The sequence below is a fragment of the Phenylobacterium haematophilum genome, assembly GCF_014196295.1.
GTDB classification, from domain to species: domain Bacteria; phylum Pseudomonadota; class Alphaproteobacteria; order Caulobacterales; family Caulobacteraceae; genus Phenylobacterium; species Phenylobacterium haematophilum.
This window is the reverse complement of the sequence record NZ_JACIDK010000006.1, coordinates 134,800-151,659: the sequence shown is the minus strand read 5'-3', so window position 1 is coordinate 151,659 and position 16,860 is coordinate 134,800. Positions and strand designations below refer to the sequence as shown.

At 65.9% G+C, this 16,860-nt stretch carries 15 protein-coding genes; 7 read left to right on the top strand and 8 right to left on the bottom strand.

Annotated features, from left to right (window positions below; translation table 11 throughout):
- The first annotated feature begins 96 nt into the window (after positions 1-96).
- The gene (locus tag GGQ61_RS18195; RefSeq protein WP_183775933.1) at positions 97-1,551 is read left to right on the top strand and encodes a TolC family outer membrane protein; all 1,455 of its coding nucleotides are present in this window, start codon (positions 97-99) and stop codon (positions 1,549-1,551) included.
- Between the two features lie 512 nt (positions 1,552-2,063).
- Here GGQ61_RS18195 and GGQ61_RS18190 read toward each other — a convergent pair.
- The 3 genes from GGQ61_RS18190 to GGQ61_RS18180 all read right to left on the bottom strand — a co-directional run bounded on the left by GGQ61_RS18190 (position 2,064) and on the right by GGQ61_RS18180 (position 6,851).
- Positions 2,064-2,570, bottom strand: coding sequence for a hypothetical protein (locus tag GGQ61_RS18190; RefSeq protein WP_183775930.1), 507 nt, complete (start codon positions 2,568-2,570; stop codon positions 2,064-2,066).
- A gap of 250 nt (positions 2,571-2,820) precedes the next feature.
- The gene (locus GGQ61_RS18185; RefSeq protein WP_183775928.1) at positions 2,821-3,828 is read right to left on the bottom strand and encodes an ABC transporter permease; all 1,008 of its coding nucleotides are present in this window, start codon (positions 3,826-3,828) and stop codon (positions 2,821-2,823) included.
- A 68-nt stretch (positions 3,829-3,896) separates the two neighbouring features.
- Positions 3,897-6,851 carry a Tn3 family transposase gene (locus GGQ61_RS18180; protein ID WP_183775926.1) on the bottom strand — a complete coding sequence of 985 codons (2,955 nt, stop codon included), beginning with the start codon at positions 6,849-6,851 and terminating at the stop codon, positions 3,897-3,899.
- Positions 6,852-6,966: 115 nt separating this feature from the next.
- Between GGQ61_RS18180 and GGQ61_RS18175 the strand changes: the two genes are divergently transcribed.
- The 3 genes from GGQ61_RS18175 to GGQ61_RS18165 all read left to right on the top strand — a co-directional run bounded on the left by GGQ61_RS18175 (position 6,967) and on the right by GGQ61_RS18165 (position 11,018).
- Positions 6,967-7,521: a recombinase family protein gene (locus GGQ61_RS18175; RefSeq protein WP_183775924.1), complete on the top strand. Its 555-nt coding sequence runs from the start codon at positions 6,967-6,969 to the stop codon at positions 7,519-7,521.
- Positions 7,522-8,287: 766 nt separating this feature from the next.
- The gene (locus GGQ61_RS18170; RefSeq protein ID WP_183775922.1) at positions 8,288-9,418 is read left to right on the top strand and encodes a hypothetical protein; all 1,131 of its coding nucleotides are present in this window, start codon (positions 8,288-8,290) and stop codon (positions 9,416-9,418) included.
- Between the two features lie 10 nt (positions 9,419-9,428).
- Positions 9,429-11,018 carry an EAL domain-containing protein gene (locus tag GGQ61_RS18165; RefSeq protein WP_183775921.1) on the top strand — a complete coding sequence of 530 codons (1,590 nt, stop codon included), beginning with the start codon at positions 9,429-9,431 and terminating at the stop codon, positions 11,016-11,018.
- 193 nt (positions 11,019-11,211) lie between these two features.
- On the opposite strand, the gene GGQ61_RS18160 is transcribed toward GGQ61_RS18165, so the two are convergent.
- Entirely contained in the window at positions 11,212-11,721 is a 510-nt protein-coding gene (locus tag GGQ61_RS18160) for a response regulator (RefSeq protein ID WP_183775920.1), read from the bottom strand.
- Positions 11,722-11,817: 96 nt separating this feature from the next.
- Between GGQ61_RS18160 and GGQ61_RS18155 the strand changes: the two genes are divergently transcribed.
- The 3 genes from GGQ61_RS18155 (at position 11,818) to GGQ61_RS18150 (ending at position 13,577) form a co-directional block, all read left to right on the top strand.
- Positions 11,818-12,846 (top strand): hypothetical protein, encoded by a 1,029-nt coding sequence (locus GGQ61_RS18155; protein WP_183775919.1) that lies wholly within the window; start codon positions 11,818-11,820, stop codon positions 12,844-12,846.
- Between the two features lie 158 nt (positions 12,847-13,004).
- A complete protein-coding gene (locus GGQ61_RS22530; protein ID WP_281372732.1) occupies positions 13,005-13,127 on the top strand; it encodes a hypothetical protein in 123 nt (40 codons plus the stop codon).
- A gap of 42 nt (positions 13,128-13,169) precedes the next feature.
- Positions 13,170-13,577, top strand: coding sequence for a helix-turn-helix domain-containing protein (locus GGQ61_RS18150; protein ID WP_183775918.1), 408 nt, complete (start codon positions 13,170-13,172; stop codon positions 13,575-13,577).
- Between the two features lie 304 nt (positions 13,578-13,881).
- Here GGQ61_RS18150 and GGQ61_RS18145 read toward each other — a convergent pair whose 3' ends face one another.
- From GGQ61_RS18145 to GGQ61_RS18130, 4 genes are read right to left on the bottom strand one after another with little or no spacing between them, the layout of a single operon-like run.
- Positions 13,882-14,058, bottom strand: a complete 177-nt coding sequence (locus GGQ61_RS18145; protein WP_183775917.1) for a hypothetical protein — start codon at positions 14,056-14,058, stop codon at positions 13,882-13,884.
- The gene (locus tag GGQ61_RS18140) at positions 14,058-15,152 is read right to left on the bottom strand and encodes an ABC transporter permease (protein ID WP_183775915.1); all 1,095 of its coding nucleotides are present in this window, start codon (positions 15,150-15,152) and stop codon (positions 14,058-14,060) included. The genes GGQ61_RS18145 and GGQ61_RS18140 overlap by 1 nt, the downstream gene beginning before the upstream one ends.
- Entirely contained in the window at positions 15,149-15,994 is an 846-nt protein-coding gene (locus GGQ61_RS18135; RefSeq protein WP_221221118.1) for an ABC transporter ATP-binding protein, read from the bottom strand. Before GGQ61_RS18135 ends, GGQ61_RS18140 begins: the two co-directional genes overlap by 4 nt.
- A gap of 6 nt (positions 15,995-16,000) precedes the next feature.
- Positions 16,001-16,852, bottom strand: coding sequence for an ABC transporter ATP-binding protein (locus GGQ61_RS18130; protein ID WP_183775913.1), 852 nt, complete (start codon positions 16,850-16,852; stop codon positions 16,001-16,003).
- Positions 16,853-16,860: the final 8 nt, after the last annotated feature.

The window sequence follows — 16,860 nt, the reverse complement described above, 5'->3', positions numbered from 1 at the left end:
CGGCCCAACCTCCGCTGTAATCGCACGCGCCGCGCATCGTCCTTAGGAGATGCGGTCGGCGCGCCCGTTACGCGTGCGTGCGCGGTCAACGCTCCGATGGCGGCTCGGGGCTCCAGTTTCGCGGGAGGGATCGCCATGACAATGGCACGTTGGAGCACGTGGTCAGCGCCGGTCCTCGGTTTGACGCTGGGATTGCTCGCCTCGCAAGCGACCGCGGAAACCTTGGGTGATGCGCTCATCGCCGCCTACTGGACCTATCCGGGCTTGCAGGCGCGGCGGGAAGATCAGCGTGCCGTTGATGAAGGCGTGTCGCAGGCGCGATCCGGCTACCAGCCCACGCTCGGCGTCACCGCAGGCGTCCTCGGCAGCGAGACCGCCCTTCCCTTGCTTGGCCAGATTAATGCTTCCGGCGTCGGCCTGGTCGGTGAGCAGCCGCTGTACACGGGCGGGCGGGTCGCACATGCGATCACGGCGGCGCAGGCCGACGTGGCTGCGGGACGCGAGGGCCTGCGCACCGCCGACCAGGCCCTGCTGCTCAACGTCATCGCCGCCTATGTCGATGTTCGACTCGATCTGGAGCGTCTCGCCATCAGCCAGGAGAGCGCAGAGGTGCTGAGCCATCGGTTCGACGAGGCGCAGGCGAACCTGCGGGTAAAGGTGATCACGCGCACGGATCTCGCCCAGACCGAGGGCCGACTCGCCGCGGCCCGGACCCGCGTCGCCGCCGCCGAGGCCCAGCTTGGGATCAGCCAGGATCACTATCGGGCTCTGGTCGGCCATGCGCCCGTCGACCTTGCGCCCGAACCGCCGATCGCCGCCGCCTTGCCACACACCTTGGATGACGCTCTGCGCGTCGCCGCGGAACGCGATCCACGGATACGACAGGCTGAGGCGACCGCCCGGGCCAGCGCAGCCCGCGTCGCCGAGGCGAAGGCGCGCAGCCGCCCCGAAGTCAGCGTCCGGGCCGCTCTGGGTGTGGCGGGGGGCGGCCCGGCTGGGGCTTCGCCCTTCAGCAACTATGATCGGTTCGGCGCGGCCGCGCTCGTCTTCAGATTGCCGCTGTCCTCCGGCGGCCTCATCGCCTCGGGCGTACGACAGGCGACGGCGCGCGCGGGAGCGGCTGACCTTGAGGTGGAGGAGACCCGGCGAGAGGCGGAGCGGGCCCTGTCGCAGGCTTGGCGGCAAGTGACCGCCGCCCGGGCCAGCGTCGCAGGTAACGCCGAGCAGGTGCGGGCCGCGAGCGCGGCCTGGGAAGGCGTTCGACGCGAAGCTGACGTCGGATTGCGGACGCCGCTGGACGTCCTCAACGCCGAGCAGGCGCTGCGGGAAGCCCAATTCGGACTCGTCAGCGCTCGTCGGGACGAGTACGTCGCCTCGGCAACTTTGCTCGCCGCCATGGGCGCGCTCGATCTCGACGTGCTCGCGCCCGGGGCCCAAATGTATGATCCTAGGGCGCGCGCAGCCACCGATCCTTCCCGCCAAGGCGTCGCGCCCTGGACGACGCTGATAGAAGCGTTCGACCGGATGGGAGATGGCCGCTCCTCCCGTTGACGGGCGTCCATGCCATCGCGCGGATCGTCTGTCTTGATGGCGGCGGCGCTTTCGGGCTCATCGAACTCAAAACGGCGCGCTCGTGCGCCCTCCTTGCGCGGTAAGGTTGCGCGGGCGGACCTGCGGGCGTTCCAGGCAGAGCAGGCCCTCCCGCGTGGAGTGAAATCGCGTCAGAGCGGCGTCGACCTCAGGATGGAACCCGCGCAGCGATGGAACGGCGCCGAAGCGTCAGGGGGCGGCAGGCGCCCAGCTGCCCAAGCCGTCCCGCCTGAGCGCCCGGTTGCGCGGCGCAGGGCGCGGATGTCCCGGCAGCTGTAAGCGAAGGCCGGCGTTCGCGTCAGGGATAGGGTGACGAGGCCCGCCTCCGCGGCGGTGCTGAGCCACGCAACCGGACGAGCGACCCTGCCCCCCCCACGCTCGTCCGCCTGACGGCTCCCCCGCTGGGGTCGCGCCGGGAGCGGGCCTGCAAGGGTCCGCTCCCGAACTTGCGCACGAAGACGTCATCTCGAGCCTCAGAGGAACCAGGCGCCGAGCCGGTCGATGAACGTGCGCGCGACCAGCGACAGGCCGAAGCCGCCGAGACTGACAGCGAGAAACATGCCGAGCGTCATCAGCCCGGCGTGCGGCGCGGCGCGGACGATCAGCAGGCCCAGCCCGACCAGGAGCAGGCCGCCCGCGACCAGCCCGCCCCAACGCACCGGGCCACGTCGATGCTGACGCCAAGCCTCGGCGAGCGTGATTGCGAGCATCAGGGCGATCCCGCCGCCCACGTATGGGAGCAGGGAGCCCACGCCTGAGCGATGATGCCACAACACCGCGGCCCCCGTCAGGGTCGCCGCGATCACCCAGCCCAGCCGTAGCGCGCGCGCCGCCCCACCCGCATCGGAGACGGTGAGCAGTCCGATGACCCCTCCTGCCAGCAGGATTCCGCCCAGGGCGACCAGGGCCTGGGCGGCCGGCGCAAAGGGAACGAGCAGCGCCGCCAGCGCCAGGGCCAACAGGACGAGTCCGAGCGCCATGGGGCGCCGCAGCGGTAAGGACGGATGGCTCTCGGGGCGCAACGACGGGTTCCCTTGCTTCATCCCAGACGCAAGGCGGAGCGGCCCCTTACGCATGTCATCATTTTTCATTTGGGCCCTCAGCCTCGGACGAACCCATCGATGCTGCCTGTCGCCAACGGCGCGTGCGTAGGTCAGTCGATCCGATGGCGCGAGCGGTGCGCAGGCGGTGGCCGTCTCCGCCTTTGTTGTCTGGCCGCGCCGCCTCGCGTTACCACTGCCGCCGAAAGAGCAGCCATCCGCCCAGGAACATGGTCACGCTGATCCCGACGAGCGCCAGGGCGTGCGGCCAGAGCTCCGCCAGGCCGGCCCCCTTCAGGAAGAGGCCGGAGACGATATCCACATAGTGGCGCTGGGGGCTGGCCAGGGAGGCCGTTTGCAGCCAGCCGGGCATGCTCTCGATCGGGGCGATGGTCCCCGACAGGAACAGCAGCGGGAAGAGGCTGAAGAAGCCCAGCAACATGGCCTGCTGAAGTGTTTCGGTGATCGTGCCGACGAAGGTCCCCAAGGAGACAGCGCTCAGCAGATAGACCGCGGTGAGCGCCAGCAGCGTCGTGACGTCGCCGCGCATGGGCACGCCCATCAGGGTCATGATCAGCAGCGCCGGAAGCACCGCGCCGGTGCAGATGACGATGGTGGGGGTCACCTTGGCGATAAACAGCTCATGGGCGCGGATCGGCGTCACCCGAAGCTGCTCAATGGTGCCGCCCTGCTTCTCGCGCACGATGGCGGCGGCCGGCAGCACCACCCCCAACATCAACCCCGCCTGGGCCAGCATCGCCAAGGCCATGAAGCGCGTGTTCGTCAGGTCCGGATTGTACCAGACTCGCACCTCCGACTGGACGCCCGCCGGAACGGATGGCGCGCCGGGCAACGCCACGGCTCGGGCCTGGGCGAACCGCGCCAGGATCTCGATCACATAGGCGCGCGCCCGGGCGGCGACATTGCCGTTCGAGCCGTCCACCACCACGCCCAGAGACGCTTGGCGGCCGCCGGCCAGCCGTGCGCTCAGATCGGGCGGGATCTCGACCACCACGTCGAGCGCGCCGCGCTGCAGACGGCCTTGCGCTTGCTTTAGGCTCGAGAACTGGTCGGTCAGGACGAAGTTTCCGCCGGTCGTCAGCTCCTGCACGAGCGTGCGGCTGGCGGCGGATCGGTCGTGATCGATGATCCCGAGCTTGAGATCCTGCACGTCGAATCCGAGGGCCAACGTGCACATCACGAGCTGGGCTCACCTCAAGGTTTGTGCGCTAAAGTACGCTTAGAAGTACAAACGATGAACATCGACTATGCGGCGCGGTAAAGCCTGTCGGTTGGATCGTTCAGTGGCCTCAACCCGCCCGCAGCCGCGGCGTCGGCCCACAGGTAGTCTCCCGTTAAGCCGACGTGGGCCCAACTCATCGGAGAGAGATGAGCAAGAAGCTCATCCGGCGCAGCGACGTCATGGGCGCGCAGATGCTCAACGGCGCGCTGCATATATAATGTGTTCCAGAGCGCGATCGCGGCGATCACCAAGTTGAGCCCCGAAGCGCGGTGCTCTTGGTTCTGCAGGGTGCGATCAGCGATCCGGCCTTGCTTGTGAACGAACACCGCCTGGGCTAGCGCGTGGCGGGCCTCGCTCTTATTGAGCCCAGCCTGGCAACGCCGGCGTAGTTCGGGGCTTTCCAGCCAGTCCAGAGTGAACAGTGTTCGCTCGATCCGCCCGACCTCGGCCAGCGCCATGTCCAGCCGGTTTTGACGTTTGAAGGCCGACAGCTTCTTGAGCATCACCGACGGTGCGACCGATCCTCCCTGGATCGACGCCGCGAGCCGGATGATGTCATCCCAGTTCTCCTCGATGACGTCGATCCGGATCGGCCGGCCCAGGAGCGACTCAAGGATTTTGTGGCGAGGCTTCGCGCCGATAATGGCCAGGCGGCGGTCTTGCAAGTCCCGCAGACGTGGCGCGAACCGGTAGCCGAGCAGGTGACACAGCGCGAAGACATGATCCGTCGCCCCGCCGGTGTCGGTGTAATGCTCGCCGCCCCCACGTCCGATCAGGCCGTCGAGCACATAGGGCGCTTCGGATGAGGTGGCCGACAGCACGCGGGTGTGAAACGAGCCGTGCATGTCAGAAAGGTGGGTGTAGATTCGTAAGCCGGGCTCGGGACCATACTTCGCGTTGACCTCGCCCGCCCCACCACGCCGGCGACCGGAGCGGAAAAACTGTCCATCGGAGGATGAGGCTTGGCCGTCGCCCCAATGCCTCGCGAACGGCTGTGCGTGGTGGACCTCGATGATCCTGGCCAGTGCCGCCTTGTAGTTCTCCTCGCTCAGGTACCAGCTCTGGGTCCAGGCGAGCTGTGCGTAAGAAACGCCCTGGCTGGCGTTGGCCATCCGCTCAAGCCCCAGATTGGTGGCGTCGGCCAAAACCGTGGCCAGGATGCAGCTAGGGTTCTCATGGACCTTTCCGGATCGAAGCTCTCGGAACATCGTCGAGAACCCAGTCAGGGCATCGATCTCTCGCAAAAGTTCGGTGATCCGGACGCGTGGCAGCAGGGCATCTATCGCCCTGTCCAGCGACCTGGCCTCTTCTGGCGCATGGGCCTTCACCGGGGTCACCGATAGCTGTTCGCCGTTCAGGGCGACGCCGACCAAGTCACCTTTCGCCAATCGCCGGGCGAAGCTGGCGAGCCGCTGATCCAGTAGGCTGGCCCGCTCGGCCAGATAGGGGCCCATCTCGACATTGACCGGCAGGGCCTCGGCTTCGGCGGCGACCTCGCTCGTGGGTAGCAGGTAGTCGACGAAGCGCTTGTAAGCCCGCGAACCTTCGATCCAAATATCACCGGACCTTAGGCGGTCACGCAGCGTGGCTACCAGCGCCGTTTCATAGAGCCTACGGTTGATCGGGCCGCCGATCGGCTTGACCAGGGCCTTCCAGTGTTTGGAGGCGAACGGAAGCGGCGCGTCGTCCGGAACCTCACGGCGGCCGGATAGATTGAGGGCGCGCAAGATTTCCAGCGCTCTGAGCAAAGGCGCGCCGCCCGTTCCGGCCCGAAAACGGATGTGCTCAAGGAAGGTCGGAGCGAACCGGCGCAGCGCGCCATAGCGGTCGGCGGCGCTGACGAGCGGGTCCTCAACCGCCAGTGCAGCCAAGGCGTCGATCTTGGGCCTAGCTGCAATGACCTTCCACCATCCGACCTGAGTCTCGATCCGGTCGAGTACGTCGCCGCCATCCGCCCACGCCTGGTCAACGGCCCCGATCACGCCGCTGAACAGCCGCATGAGTTGGCTGACCTCCCGGCTGCTGGCCTGGTACTTACGCTCGCGGCCGCGGCGCCCCCTGGCGAACAGAGAGCCGACCATCTTGTCGAACACATCGACGGCGGCGTCGCTCAAGCGGGCTTCGAGCTCAATGAGTTGGGCGACCATGGTCGCTCGCCGGCGGCCGACACCATAGCCGCTAAGCAGGAAGGCTGGCGCGACGGCGCCTTCGCGAGCGTACTGTTCGAAGCGCCGCTCATGGATCGCTTTGGTGACCGCCGGATCAATGGCGATCGCGCGCACGTAGGCGAGGCGTTCAGTGATCGCCGCCATGCTCGCGGCGCTCGGCGATTCAGGGATGTCGCGCAGCCAGGCCAGCGGCGACTTCTTGAGCTTGGGGTCGTTGTTCAGCAACTGGTCGATGCGCTCCAACTGCGAGGGCGAAATCGCCGCCAACAGGTCCTCGGCGGCCTTGCGCCGGGCCTGCGCTCGACCGGCCAAGCCGATGCGTTCCAGGGTGTCGGGCGACGGCAAAACAATATGTCGCCTACGCAGCTCGGCAATGAGTGCTTCGACAATCGGTCCGCCCTTGTCGGTCGATCGGGCAGCTGCGGCGGCGATGGCCACCGACGGGCGAATGTCGCTGCGGATGAACACACGAAGTCCTAACCGGGCGTGCAACTGGCCAGCGTGTTCGATACGAGTTGGCTGTCGCTTCGAGTAGTCGCCCAACGCTTCGGACGCGACGTGAACCTGGTCGGCGAGGAAGCGAAGCACGATCGTTGGGACCGGTTGGCCGGGCGACCATCCGAAACCCGGATGACGAAGCAACGCCATCTGCACTGCGCCGCCCAGCTTGTTGGCGGGACTTCTGCGCTCATCGATCCATTTGAGATCGTCAGGTGACAGCGTGTAGCAGCGCGCCACCTCACGGTCAGTGACCGGAGGCTCGAATAGCCGACGCCGTTCGTCACCCGTGAGCAAGCTTCGCCGCGCCATGGGATTTCCCCGCCGCATTTTGCGACGGCTCACAATTCACGATTTCTGAGACGCTGGCCAGTGTCAATGAATACAGACGCTTGCCCGTCTCAGAAGATAGTCTCAGAATCCGATCATGATTTACGGCTACGCACGGGTCTCCACGGACGGTCAGAGCGTCCAGGCGCAGGTCGCCGAGCTCTCAGCCGCCGGATGCGCGAAAGTGTTCAGCGAGACGGCCTCCGGCGCCAAGACCGATCGGTCTCAACTCAAACGCGCCGTCGCCGCGCTAGAGGATGGAGATGTGTTGTTGGTCACCCGGTTGGACAGGCTGGCGCGTTCAACGCGGGACCTCCTCAACGTGCTCGCCGCGATTACCGAGAAGCAGGCGCAGTTCAAGTCGCTGCACGATGCGTGGGCGGACACCACCACGCCGCACGGCCGGCTGATGTTGACCGTGCTGGGCGGCTTAGCGGAGTTCGAGCGTGACCTGATCCGGTCGCGCACCAGTGAGGGACGAGCCCGCGCGAAAGCTCGCGGCGTGAAGCTTGGCCGTCGACACAAGCTCTCAATTGATCAACGCGCGTTTGTCGCCCGTGAGCGGGCGAAGGGTGAGAGCGTTCGCCATTTGGCCCGAGTGTTGGGGGTCAGTAAGGCCACGATCGCGCGTATCCCGCAAAGCGACGGGTGACGCACTGACTTCTTGAACGCTGCGCTCTCCGGAGCGGATCGCTCCGTCGATATGGCCTAACCCGGCGTCGGCGCTCTCAGCTCCGGTCCAACGAATGCGGCCGATCGGCTGACGGGCCGCCAGAAGGGCCGCGCATGGGCGACATGAACCTTGATCACGGCAGTCGAGCGGCATGCGCTGGGTGAGGCCGTCCTGCAGGGCCGGCACCAGACCGTGACGCCGGCCCGTCTTGCGAGGTCCTTGGGAGCGCGTTCAGGACAATGGCAGGGCCAAACTCACTCGCCACCCTGGAGGCCAGCTGCCAGACCCCGCCGTGGAACATCGCGTCCTGCGTGAACTCGTCCGCCGACGACGCATAGGGTCGCGAGCACCCCGATGCTCTTCGCCTCCATTTTCATTCGGTCATGCTGGAAGACCTGCCGTCCAACGAGAACTGGCGTCTGCCCCGACGTCCAGCCACGGCTTCGAACGACCTGTTGCTTGCTCTCCTGCGCGCGGCGGAAAACTGGAGAGGAAGATTGCGCGCTTGAACGAGGCGCTTTTGACGCCCGCGCACCAGGATATTGTGCGGCGGGACAGAAGGCGTGTTGCGATGCAATATTCTCCAGATTGCCCCTGTGACACCATATAGCGCCAGGGCCGCTCACGTTTTGGGCAGTGCTTACGCTTCGTTAATCACCGCCATTCAGGAACTGCACTGCGATAGGTAAGCCTTGGAGTCGGTGATGGCCCGCCTCCTGACGAACGGCTAGATACTTGAGGCGGAATGGAAAAAGACCGAACGGTGCGCAGGTTGACGGCCCTTGAGCAGTCAGCCTCTTCGGCGCGTGTTCTCAACTTGTCGGCTATCCACCGGAAGAACCCAGCCGATCCGGCCCTGATCGAGGCGCCGTTCTTCTCGCATAGACTGCTCGACCGCAGCATCATCCTGAAGCACAGGCTGCGGCCACACGAATACAGCATGTTCGCGACGCCGAAGCCGACGGCTACGAAGCTGCTGATCCCCATCGACAACGAGGACCTTCGGGCCGGTGCGCACTATGCCTTCGTCGGCCAGCGTGATTTCGACGAAGTGGTCCAATCGATGTTCGGCAAGGACTTCCGGCCGGGGAGCCGCGACCGGATTGTCCTCGACCTGATCGATTCCCTGCCGTCTCTCGATCCGTTCCTTCTGCGTGAGCAGCTTCGACGTCACGATATCGAACCGGCGCGAGTGTATTTCGGCATCACGGACGCCGACATTCAGCGGATGTTCGAGTTCGTGCGCGGCGAGATCGCCAGCCTCGTTGCGCTGTCGTCGCAAGAGGGCTCAAGCGCCGCGACGGGCGCTGGCCGACTTGTCGAAAAGCTGCTGTCCAGCCGACCGGAGGACGGCTTCGAGCCGCTAAAGGTCACACTCAAGCTGAGCGACAAGGAATACCTGGATGGCGTCTTCGCCTGGCGGGGCTTCCTCTATTACAAGTGGCAGTTGGAAGAGCTGCGCGGCGTCGTGGGCCAGGTCGCCATGGAAATCGCGGCCATCGCCCCTCGCGGTCCGAGAGATCCAGACGCTACCCAATACTTACCCGGAGCTCGTCAGCGTATTCACAATACCGTCGGACAGGCGCTCAGCCGGGTCCAGGCCCTGCTCGATGTCTACAACAAGGCCTATGCTGGCCTTACCGAGGGTGGCAAACCGATGGGCTTTCGAGACTTCCTGCTCACCGCCCCCAGCATGTTCACTGAACTGGGCGAGTGCCTCGGAGGCATCCAGCACATCATCAGTTTCTGGCGCTATCGCTTCCCACCCGGAAAGGCCCGAATGATCTCGCCCGCAGAGTTGATGGACGTCTTCCTGGACTTCGAGGACAGCTTGATGACGTCGAGCAGCGCCGCCTCCAACGCCTGGGTGGTCTAGGATGGCTGCCATGCCACAGCATCTGCTGGGATTCGCCTTCGCGGGTTCAGACTTAGTCTTCGACGTTCTGCCTGATGGCCAGATCGGTTTGGCCTTGGGCGCCGCCGAGCGTATCACCGGACATCGGGAAGCTGCTCTGCAAGGGGTGCAATGGGCCACGCTCTTCGCTCCGGCCGATGCGGATTTGCTATCCGCCTTGCTCGAGGGCGTCCGCCCGGGAGAGCGCCAGGGGCCACTTCGCCTCACCTTGGCCACATCCGGCAAGCTTGCTCGCCACGTCTCCCTTTCGGTGTTCCGAATGCCAAGCGACGGCGCGCCGCTATCGTGCTCTCTCAGCATGGGCGCTCCACTGCAGACGGCGACAGGCTCGCCGCCCCGCGGTCTGTTGGCGGCCGCGGATTTTGACACGGCCGCCGCCGAACTCTTGCGCGAGGCCGAAGCCGCCGGCCTCGATGTGCGCCTCGACCTCATCGAAATGACGGGTCTTCAGGGCCGTCTGTCGGGTCTAGATCCCGACGCGGCCGCAGGCATGAACCGTCGGATTGCGGCCACACTGCGCGCCAATTCGCTAGGCGGGTTGGGCGGCGCCGAGATCGCCCAGGACCGGTTCGCCATTCTGACATCTGGGGCGACGTCGCCCGAGCGGCTCAAGGCCGATCTTGGCAAGGCGACCGGCGACCTTGTGCAGCCCATCACCGCCAACCTGCCCCTGGAGGCCGGGGCCCAGGCGCAGAACCTCCGCGCCATGCGCTATGTGCTGGATCGGTTCATCGAAGATGGCCCTGAGGCTTCGGCGGCAGGTTTCAGGGCTGCGGTGCAGCGTATGGTTCGCGATACCGCCCAGTTTCGTGCGCGGGTCGCCGCGGGCCAGTTCCAACTCGCCTACCAGCCCGTGGTCCGCCTCGCTGACGCCAGCCTGCACCACTTCGAGGCCTTAGCCCGGTTCGAAGCCGACGCCAGTCCCGCGGACACCATCCGCCTAGCTGAAGAACTCGACATGATCGCCGACTTCGACCTCACGGTCGCACGGATGGTGCTCGATGTTCTGGCGACCGAACCTGCCTCCTGCAAAGTGGCGGTCAACCTCAGCGCCCGCTCGTTGGCGTTGCCGCGCTTCATGACCGCCTTCGATGAGTTGCTCTCCCCTCGCCAAGACTTACGAAACCGGCTGATGCTCGAGGTCACCGAAACTCAAGCGATTGAGGACTTGGGCGCCGCCAACACGGTGATCCAGCGCCTTAGGTCCAAGGGGCATGTCGTCTGCCTGGACGACTTTGGGGCGGGCGCCGCCTCTCTCGATGTACTGCGAGGCCTGGACATCGACATCGTCAAGATCGACGGCCGCTACATTCAATCTCTGCAGCCTAAGGGGCGCGACGGCGTACTCCTGAAGCATATCGTTGCGCTCTGTACGGAGCTTGGCATCATCACGGTCGCGGAAATGGTGGAAAATCGGGAGACCGCCGATATGGTCCGCGACCTCGGCGTCGCGCTTGGCCAAGGTTGGCACTTCGCAAAGCCGCTTCACAAGCCCCAGTGGGCTCCTGTCTCGGCTCCGCCTCCCGCCAGGCGACAGGGGGCCACTGAGGAGTGGGGATAGTGCCGAGTAGCGTGAAAAGTGCTACTGCTAACTGACCCGAAGGCACTCGCCAAAGTTTGCCAACCACGTGAGTTACTTCATACAAGTCTGATAGCGCTTCAGCCGACGAACTCGCCGCCCTTGGTGGCGCCTTGCCGCCACAGCCGTCGTCGCCGCCTTCATGGCTGCACTCCTGTTCGTAAGCTGAGCGCGATCAGATCTCCAGTGTGTCGACCGTGCTGTCGCTCGCCCGCCTGCGCGGACCCGCATAGTCCTCAGCGTTTCGGCGGCGGCGGTCGGGCCCAAAATAGTTCCCGGACAGAATGAACGGCCGCGGATGCAGGATCACTGACTGCAGACGCGCCAGGATTGTTCGCGCCGCAACGGGCTTGGCGAGGAACTCAGTCACGCCTCGATCACGGGCGGCCCGCAGGCGAGGGCCATCGGAGTGGCCGGTCAGCATGATCAGTGCGGTCATCCGCAGATCAGAGTCCAGGGCGCGAACCCGCGTTATGAAGTCCAGGCCGTTCATTTCCGGCATCTCGTAGTCGACGAAGGTGACGTCTGGCTGGTGTGTCATCAGCGCCGAGAGGCCCTCGCGTCCATTTGGGGCGTAGAAGATCCGACCGACGCCGGCGGCCGACAGGACTGTGCCCACGATGGTGCGCATCTGCGGATTGTCGTCGATGACCAGAATCCTAAGCGCCGCCAGTCCGCTGGCCATCTCTATCCTCCCGTGCTTGGCGCGAGAGGTAGGCAGGCAAGGTTACCAGTGTGGGACCAGGACGAGGGCGAATACCCAAAATGAACAAATCGGAGTGTGCGCTATTTGAGCAATGTCAGTATGCGCGATTACTTATCGTGTGTACGTCTTTCAGCGAGGAGCGGCGGACACATGGCCCGACCAAGCGTGGAACCCTGGCTTGGCTTGTCGATGACGGGGACGCTGCCCACTCACGCCACGCGCGGGGTGAGGGTGAGCCCGGAGGTACTCGCCGAGGCCTTCTACGCCTCCTGCCGCTATCTCCTGCGCGTCATCCTCGCCGGCGTCGACGGCTCGAAAGGCGACATCATCGACGCCGTGCTCCTGACCGCGATCATGGACGCCGATATCGGCCATCTCGACGAGATCGCGGCCTTGGGTTGGCGGTACGCCACCTACGCAGATGGGCCGCCGGATGGCTTTCGACGTCCGACCTCCGTGCGGTCACTGTCTGATCGGCTGGGCCTGCCGTATGAGACGGCACGGAGGCGTGTTGACGGCCTGATCACCCAGGGCCGATGCGTCCGCACCGAGCATGGGGTTCATGCCCGCCTGATCAACGAGCCGCGCCATCACGCCGGCTCGCAAGCCAACTATGCGGCGGTTCGGATGCTGCTTCGGGATCTCAAGTCCAGGGTCCCGCAAGTCGACTGGCCAATGGCCGACGGGAGCGAAGCCATGCGCGGAGAGCCGCCTTTGAGGCTGGTGAATCGCCGCAGCGCGGCCTTCGCCGTGGACACCCTGGCCAGGATCGCCGACGTGGCGGGCGGCTATAACGAGGCCATGGTCTATATGGGGATAGTCGAGGCGACCGGCCGCGAGGCTTCAGGCGACGTCTGGCCGACCCTGCGGACTTCGTCTCTGGCATGCTCTCTGAGCCAGCCAGTCCCGAGCGTTCGACGACGTCTTCACACCCTCAGGACCCGCGGCCTGATCACGACCCAGGCCGCAGGCTTCGACGCACGTCCGGCGCCTGAAGCCGAGGCGCTGGTGAGCGGCCTTGCGGCCGCAAACCTGAAGCGCCTGCAAGTGCTGTTCGCCCAGCTCGAAAGCCTCGAAGTCAGGCTCCGAAGCGACGGAGGATAGATGCCGGGGACACCTCAGTGACCCTCGTTAAACGGAGAGGCCGCCGAACTGGCGCGCTTTGTTGGGCGCTTCACAGTCAAGACATGTCCGGGGTTTCATGACGACTGCCGTGCTCCCAAACTCGAAATCGCCGCTCCGCGCCGATTTCGAGTACGACAATGAAACTCCCGTCCATTAGGGACGGGCAGACCCATGAGCGCCGCTATGGCCTGCCGATGTTTCTGGACGAGAATGACCAGGGGGTCCTCACGGACCAAGTTCTGCTGGTCGACCATGACTAGACCGACTTCCTCCAAATCCGACCCTCACGCTAAGAGTGCATCATGGCTCGTGAAAACACCCCAACGCCCCATCCCATCGACGTCCATGTCGGTCTCTGCGTTCGTGGTCGCCGGCACGAGCTGGGGATGAGCCAGTCCACCTTGGCCGACGCCCTCGGCGTCAGCTTTCAACAGGTCCAGAAGTATGAGCGTGGCGCCAACCGCGTGAGCGCCTCGATGCTCTGGGAAATGAGCGAAGCCATGGAGGTTCCGGTCACTTACTTCTACGAGGGCTATGGCGACGGCGCCCATCGGGCGAGTCCCGAGTCACCGAACTCTCCCTCGCGGTTCTTCCAAACTCCTGACGGCTTCGACCTGGCCCAGGCGTTTCTGCAGCTTCCCGAGGGGCCAGTCCGCAAGATCGTGCTCACGGTCGCGCGGCAGCTCGCGACCCTGCCGACCCCCCACTAGTCCTATCAGCCCATCGATCTGCAACTATGGCGACAACCTCACCTAGCGCATTCGGTTTTGGCCTCGTCGGAGGCTGGGGACTGTATGGTCTGGCGGGCCTCCTAGATCACCTGATGCGACGTGGGCGCCTACACCGACTGACTTTTGGGCGGGCACTGCTGTGCTCCCGAACGACGCGAAATTCGAAAATCGCCGCTCCGCATTCGCTCACTCCCACCGCAGAGGTCATCAGTTCGGGGCGACACACGGAGCCAGTGCATTGGCGCGGTCGCCTGTGTCCAGCGCCAACGAGGATGGACAGGTTTTACCGCGCCGCATAATCGATATTCATGCTTTGTGCTTCTAAGCGTGCTTTAGCGCACAAACCTTGAGGTGAGCCCAGCTCGGCGGTGTAGAGGAAGAGGACGATGAACAGCATCACCGGGTCGCGCAGAAACTGAGCGAACTCCTTGGCCAGCAGTCCCGCCAGGCGGCCCAGCATCAAGCGATCCTCTTGCGGAAGCGCCACGCGGCGATCGCGAACACGACGACCGTGTAGGCCGCCAGGACCGCCACGTTGGGCCACAGCTCCGGCAGACCGGCGCCGCGAAGGACGACGCCGCGCGACAGCTCAAGGAAATATCGGGTGGGGAAGGCCGAAGCGTAGACCTGAAAGGCTTCCGGCATGGTGAAGATCGGATAGACGAAGCCCGAGAACAGGAAGGCGGGCATCAGGGTGACGATCAACGCGGTGAGCATCGCCGCCAACTGTGTGCGCACCAAGGTGGAGACCAAAAGGCCAATCGACACCGTACAGACCACGTACAGCAGGCCGACGGCGAGGAGCAGCGCCAGGCTGCCTCGCACCGGCACCTGGAACCAGACCAGGCCGCCGACCACCACGATCAACAGTTCCAGGAAGGCGACGCCCGCATAGGGCAGCAGCTTGCCGGCGATAAATTCGCCGCGGGTAAGTGGCGAGACGTAGATCTGGGCGATGGTGCCCAGTTCCTTCTCGCGCGAGACCGCCAGCGCCGTCAGCAGCGGCGGAAAGGCCATCAGGATGACCGCGAAAAGGCCCGGGACGATGAAGTTGCGGCTGCGCAGTTGCGGATTGTACCAGACCCGCACCTCCGGCTGCACCGGAAGGCGTAGCTCACCGGGGAAGGCATAGAGGATCGCCCGGCCATAGGCCGATAGGATCGCCGCCGTGCTGGCATAGGTGCCGTCCACCACGAGCTGCACCGGCGTCCCGTCGCCGCGGCCCAGGCGGCGCGCGAAGCCCTTGGGGATGAACAGCGCCGCGCGAGTCTCGCCGCGCATCAGGGCGTGCTCGGCGGCCCGCTCGTCCTCGGGGGCCGCCTTGAGCATGAAGTAACCGGAGTTGACGAACCGCGCTTGTAGTTCACGGCTGGCGGCGCTCTTGTCGTGATCGACCACCATCAAGGGCGCGTTCTCGACGTCCAGCGTGATGCCGTAGACGAACAGGAACAGCATCATCACCGGCATGAACAGCGCCACCCCGATGGTGAAGCGATCGCGCGAGATCTCGATCACCTCCTTGCGGGCGAAGGCCAGCAGACGACGAAGTTTCATGCCGCGCGCCTCGCCGCCCGCTCGCGGGCGATGAACCCTAAGAAGACGTCCTCCACGGTGGCCGTCTCCAGCCCCAGCTCCGTGGCCAGATAGGCGAGCGGCCCTAGGGCGATCAACCGCCCGTCCATCATCAGGCCCAGCCGATCGCAGAAGGTGGCTTCCTCCAGATAATGGGTGGTCACCACCACCCCGACGCCCTCCGCGGCGAGGGCGGCGATCAGCCGCCAGAACCGGAAGCGGGAAAGCGGATCGACGCCCGAGGTGGGCTCGTCCAGGAAGAGCACCTGCGGGCGATGGACCATGGCGCAGGCGAGCGCCAATCTTTGCCGGGTCGCCCCCGAGAGCGATGAGACGGTCTCCTCCCCCTCCCCCTCGAGCCCAGCGCGCGCCGCCGCCCAGGCGATCCGCGCCTTGAGCTCGGCGCGAGGCACGCCATAGGCCCGGGCGAAGAACAGGAGGTTCTCGCGCGCGCTCAGATCTGGATAGAGCGAGAAACGCTGTGACATATAGCCGATGCGGGCCCGCACCGCCTCGCTCTGGGCGGCGGCGTCAAACCCCGCGACCTGGGCGCGCCCGGCGCTGGGCGCCAGCAGACCGCAGAGGATCCGGATCAGGGTCGTCTTTCCCGCGCCGTTGGGTCCGAGCAAGCCCAGGATCTCGCCAGGGGCGACGCTGAGGGTCACGTCGTCCACCGCCTTGAAGTCACCAAACCGGCGCGCCACCCCTTCAGCGACAATCACGTCCGGCGCCATAGCGGTGGCCGGTCGTTGAGGCGGCGCCGGCGCGGCCGTCCCGGCCAGCGCCGGCGGCGGGGCCGACGCAACCGTGAAGACGTCTTCCATGCTGGGCTACGCCGGCTCGGCTCGAGCGTCACCCGAGAGCGCCGGGGGCGCTTCGGACCGCATCTGCACGCGCAGTTCATCGCCAGCCCGGCGCTGGAAGCTGATCACCTCGGCGTCGGCGTTGAGCTGGCGTTCCGTCGGACCTGGATCGGCGGTGAGCAGGCGATAGACGCGGCCCTTGGCCCGGCCTCGCAGCTCGGCCGGCGTGCCGATCGCGAGCGGCCGGCCTTCGCGAAGCAGCAGGACCCGGTCGCTGGCGTCGGCCTCGTCCATGTAGGAGGTCGCAAACACGATGGAGCGGCCATCGGCCTTCGCCTGCTCGAGGATGCGCCAGAGTTCGCGGCGCGACAGCGGATCGACCCCGAGACTGGGCTCGTCGAGAATGAGCAGGGGCGGCTCGTGGATCAGGTTGGCGCAGAGCGCGAGCTTCTTGCGCATGCCGCCGGAGAGCTGGCCTTCGCGCCGCGCCTCGAACCGTTCCAGCCCGGCCATCGCCAGCAGCCGCGTTCGCCGCTCGGCCAGAGCCGCCGGCGGCACGTCGCGGATATCCGCGGCGAAGGCGATGTTCTCCGCCACACTCAGCTTGTCGTAGAGCGAGAAGCCCTGGGACATGTAGCCGATGCGCGCCTGGACCCGCTCGGACGCGCGGCGCACGTCCTCCCCCAGGACGCGACAGCTCCCCGTGGTCGGCCGCAGGATGGCGGTCAGGATCTGCAACAGCGTGGTCTTGCCGGCGCCGTCGGGTCCCACGACGCCGAACACCTCGCCGGGCCCGACCTCGAAGCTCACGCCGTCCAGCACTTGGCGCCGCCCATAGCGCCGACCCAGACCCTCCGCCACGATCACGGGTTCGCTCATCTGCGGGC

Coding starts and splice junctions, on each gene's coding strand:
- GGQ61_RS18195 (WP_183775933.1), top strand. CDS start 97: ATGGCGGCTCGGGGCTCCAGTTTCGCGGGAGGGATCGCCATGACAATG.
- GGQ61_RS18190 (WP_183775930.1), bottom strand. CDS start 2,570: ATGGCGCTCGGACTCGTCCTGTTGGCCCTGGCGCTGGCGGCGCTGCTC.
- GGQ61_RS18185 (WP_183775928.1), bottom strand. CDS start 3,828: ATGTGCACGTTGGCCCTCGGATTCGACGTGCAGGATCTCAAGCTCGGG.
- GGQ61_RS18180 (WP_183775926.1), bottom strand. CDS start 6,851: ATGGCGCGGCGAAGCTTGCTCACGGGTGACGAACGGCGTCGGCTATTC.
- GGQ61_RS18175 (WP_183775924.1), top strand. CDS start 6,967: ATGATTTACGGCTACGCACGGGTCTCCACGGACGGTCAGAGCGTCCAG.
- GGQ61_RS18170 (WP_183775922.1), top strand. CDS start 8,288: ATGGAAAAAGACCGAACGGTGCGCAGGTTGACGGCCCTTGAGCAGTCA.
- GGQ61_RS18165 (WP_183775921.1), top strand. CDS start 9,429: ATGCCACAGCATCTGCTGGGATTCGCCTTCGCGGGTTCAGACTTAGTC.
- GGQ61_RS18160 (WP_183775920.1), bottom strand. CDS start 11,721: ATGGCCAGCGGACTGGCGGCGCTTAGGATTCTGGTCATCGACGACAAT.
- GGQ61_RS22530 (WP_281372732.1), top strand. CDS start 13,005: ATGAAACTCCCGTCCATTAGGGACGGGCAGACCCATGAGCGCCGCTAT.
- GGQ61_RS18150 (WP_183775918.1), top strand. CDS start 13,170: ATGGCTCGTGAAAACACCCCAACGCCCCATCCCATCGACGTCCATGTC.
- GGQ61_RS18145 (WP_183775917.1), bottom strand. CDS start 14,058: ATGCTGGGCCGCCTGGCGGGACTGCTGGCCAAGGAGTTCGCTCAGTTT.
- GGQ61_RS18140 (WP_183775915.1), bottom strand. CDS start 15,152: ATGAAACTTCGTCGTCTGCTGGCCTTCGCCCGCAAGGAGGTGATCGAG.
- GGQ61_RS18135 (WP_221221118.1), bottom strand. CDS start 15,994: ATGGAAGACGTCTTCACGGTTGCGTCGGCCCCGCCGCCGGCGCTGGCC.
- GGQ61_RS18130 (WP_183775913.1), bottom strand. CDS start 16,852: ATGAGCGAACCCGTGATCGTGGCGGAGGGTCTGGGTCGGCGCTATGGG.